This is a genomic window from Aliidiomarina sp., from assembly GCF_047920995.1.
Classification (GTDB): Bacteria; Pseudomonadota; Gammaproteobacteria; order Enterobacterales; family Alteromonadaceae; genus Aliidiomarina.
Genome location: NZ_JBLRWZ010000070.1, coordinates 1 through 2793 on the forward strand (window position 1 = coordinate 1; position 2793 = coordinate 2793).

The 2793-nt window shown below is 47.3% G+C and carries 3 protein-coding genes; 2 read left to right on the forward strand and 1 reads right to left on the reverse strand.

Going from position 1 to position 2793, the window contains the following annotated elements; translation table 11 throughout:
• Positions 1 to 168: 168 nt before the first annotated feature.
• The gene (gene ubiT / locus ACNA7P_RS11080) at positions 169 to 678 is read right to left on the reverse strand and encodes a ubiquinone anaerobic biosynthesis accessory factor UbiT (RefSeq protein ID WP_416258684.1); all 510 of its coding nucleotides are present in this window, start codon (positions 676 to 678) and stop codon (positions 169 to 171) included.
• Between the two features lie 151 nt (positions 679 to 829).
• Between ubiT and ubiU the strand changes: the two genes are divergently transcribed.
• Together ubiU and ACNA7P_RS11090 are read left to right on the forward strand one after the other, a co-directional pair.
• Positions 830 to 1825: a ubiquinone anaerobic biosynthesis protein UbiU gene (gene ubiU, locus ACNA7P_RS11085; protein ID WP_416258685.1), complete on the forward strand. Its 996-nt coding sequence runs from the start codon at positions 830 to 832 to the stop codon at positions 1823 to 1825.
• A 54-nt stretch (positions 1826 to 1879) separates the two neighbouring features.
• The gene (locus ACNA7P_RS11090) at positions 1880 to 2755 is read left to right on the forward strand and encodes a U32 family peptidase (protein WP_416258686.1); all 876 of its coding nucleotides are present in this window, start codon (positions 1880 to 1882) and stop codon (positions 2753 to 2755) included.
• Positions 2756 to 2793: the final 38 nt, after the last annotated feature.

Genomic DNA, 2793 nt, shown 5'->3' on the forward strand with positions numbered 1-2793 from the left:
CAGGCTGAGCAACCATTGAAAATGATGGTGGAAAGTATTAAAGGCGGGAATATAGCTAACTTTCTCGCATTTAATCGTCGCGGAGAACTACTCCAGATTCTCTGACGTTTATCCGCTCTGCAACACAGCAGAGCGGTTTTTTTTTGCTTGCTACTGTGAGCGGGTAAGTTAGCTTCGTTGCAATAAGATTTCTTCTGCAACTTCGCTACTTAACTGATAGAGGGGCTTTGGTAAGCGCTCATGAAGTTCGATCGTATCGAGTAAGTTCTTCAGTTCTAAGCCGAGTTCGGTATCACCAATGAGCATTAGTTTGCGGCGGAAGAACAACGTATCCGGGTCTACTCGTTGCGTTATCAGTAACAACAAATCATTCATATCACCACGGAACAGGATATCTGCCTCCTGGGAACCTGGATTACTTACCATAAGTTCTGGCCGCATATGGTGAGGATTAAGGGCGATATAAAATGCGAGGCCAATATCCGCTACCACAACATGCACGGTTTTTGCTGCTAGGAAAGAAAAGCGGCCAGCGCGCAAATCGGGTTTAAAAAACTGGTTCAAGGTAAATTGTAAGCCGGCATTGGTGAGTGGCGCTGGCAGCACGTTAAGCCCTTTCTGCACCCATTGTGGAGCGCTAGATACCACTTTGTGAATAACTCTATTTTTATTGAACATTCAATAACTTCCGTGAAATAAAGGCGTAGAATAAGAATACTTAACACGGTACCAAAAGTTTGTGATGGCACGTTAATCTATATCAATTTTTATGCATAAATTCTGCGTTAAGGTGCCAACTACCACCAAAAACCGAATGATGAGGCGCGTTATGGAGTTGTTGTGTCCTGCAGGCAGTATGCCGGCACTGAAAGCGGCTATTGAGAATGGCGCTGATGCTGTGTATATCGGGCTAAAAAATGAAACCAATGCTCGCCATTTTGCCGGCTTAAATATAGAGCAAGGCTCATTAAAAGAAGCGGTGCATTTCGTGCACCAGCATGGCCGTAAGATTCACGTAGCCATCAATACCTTCGCTCACCCTGATAAGTGGGAGCGTTGGGCAGAGGCGATTGATAGCGCGATGGCCGCAGGTGTTGATGTGCTTATTGTGGCGGATTTATCCCTGCTCGGTTATATCGCCGACCGTTATCCTGAACAAGAAGTACATTTATCAGTGCAGGCATCGGCAACGAACGCTGCTGCAATTGATTTTTATCAACGTGAATTTGGGGTAACTCGAGTGGTGTTGCCCCGCGTTCTAGCCATGAACCAAGTGCGAGCTTTAGCGCGCAGTTGTTCGGTAGATTTGGAAGTATTCGCCTTCGGTAGCCTTTGTATTATGGCCGAAGGGCGCTGCTATTTGAGTTCTTATATGACGGGCGAATCTCCGAATACGAAGGGCGCCTGCTCACCGGCAGCATATGTGCGCTGGGAAGAACTCGATGGCGTGTTGGAATCACGTTTGAATGGCGTGTTAATCGATCGCTTCCAACCCGAAGAAACGGCGGGTTACCCCACGCTGTGCAAAGGGCGCTTTACCGTAGGCCAAGATACTTATCATCCGCTAGAAGAGCCCACTAGTTTGAATACCCTAGAGTTGCTGCCCGAATTATATAAAGAAGGGATTAAATCTCTGAAAATTGAAGGGCGGCAACGCAGCCCAGCCTATGTGGCTCAGATTACTAAAGTGTGGCGCGCGGCCATTGATGCCGTAATGGCAAACCCAGAACAGTTTCGTGTGCAAGATGAGTGGAATAGTGTATTGGCTGGGCTTTCCGAAGGAAGCCAAACCACCATTGGTGCGTATCACCGCAGCTGGAAATAGCGGTGGCGTTATTCATGAAAATCAGTGAATGCTAACCAGTAAAGCGAGAATTGTATGAAATATTCATTGGGCCCTGTGCAGTATTTTTGGCCAAAAGCACAAGTACTCCAGTTTTACCGCGAGGTGGCTGCAAGTGATGTGGATATCGTTTATTTAGGCGAAACAGTGTGCAGTAAACGCCGAGAGTTGAAGTTTGATGATTATTTGCAGTTAGCGCATATGTTGCGTGAAGCCGGTAAGCAAGTGTGCTTATCTACGATGACCTTGCTAGAAGCGCCGTCTGAGTTGCGGGAAATGCGCCGTTATTGTGATAACGGCGAGTTTTTAGTGGAAGCCAATGATATGGGAGCGGTGGGGTTACTCTATGAAAAGCGGTTGCCCTTTGTGGCCGGCTCCGCTTTAAACGTATATAACCACCATAGCCTGCGGCGTTTAGTGAATATGGGCATGCAGCGTTGGCTCATGCAAGTAGAGCTATCTGGTGATTGGCTACAAGAATTACTCGCGCAGGATACCATTCAGGATGTGCGGGAATGTTTCGAAACCGAAGTGTTTGCCTTTGGCCATATGCCACTCGCGTGGTCGGCCAGATGTTTCACCGCACGTTCGGAAAATCGGCAGAAAGATCAATGCGAACTTTGCTGCATAAAGTATCCGCAAGGCCGTGAAGTACTTAGCCAGGATGGCCAAGAAGTATTTGTGTTGAATGGTATTCAAACCCAATCTGGTGATCGCTATAACTTGGTGAATCAATTACCAAGTATGCGGGGTAGTGTAGATGTGGTGCGGTTAAGCCCAGAACCCGAAGGTACGTTACAGTGGTTGGCGAAATTTAAGGCCAACGAATGCGGGGCAGCCCCACTGAAACTGGGCAATAATGAGTGCAATGGGTATTGGTTGAAGCTTGCGGGAATGCAGCTACGTCCCTAACATGGTTGTGAATCAATAGATTATGGAGCAGTAATGAG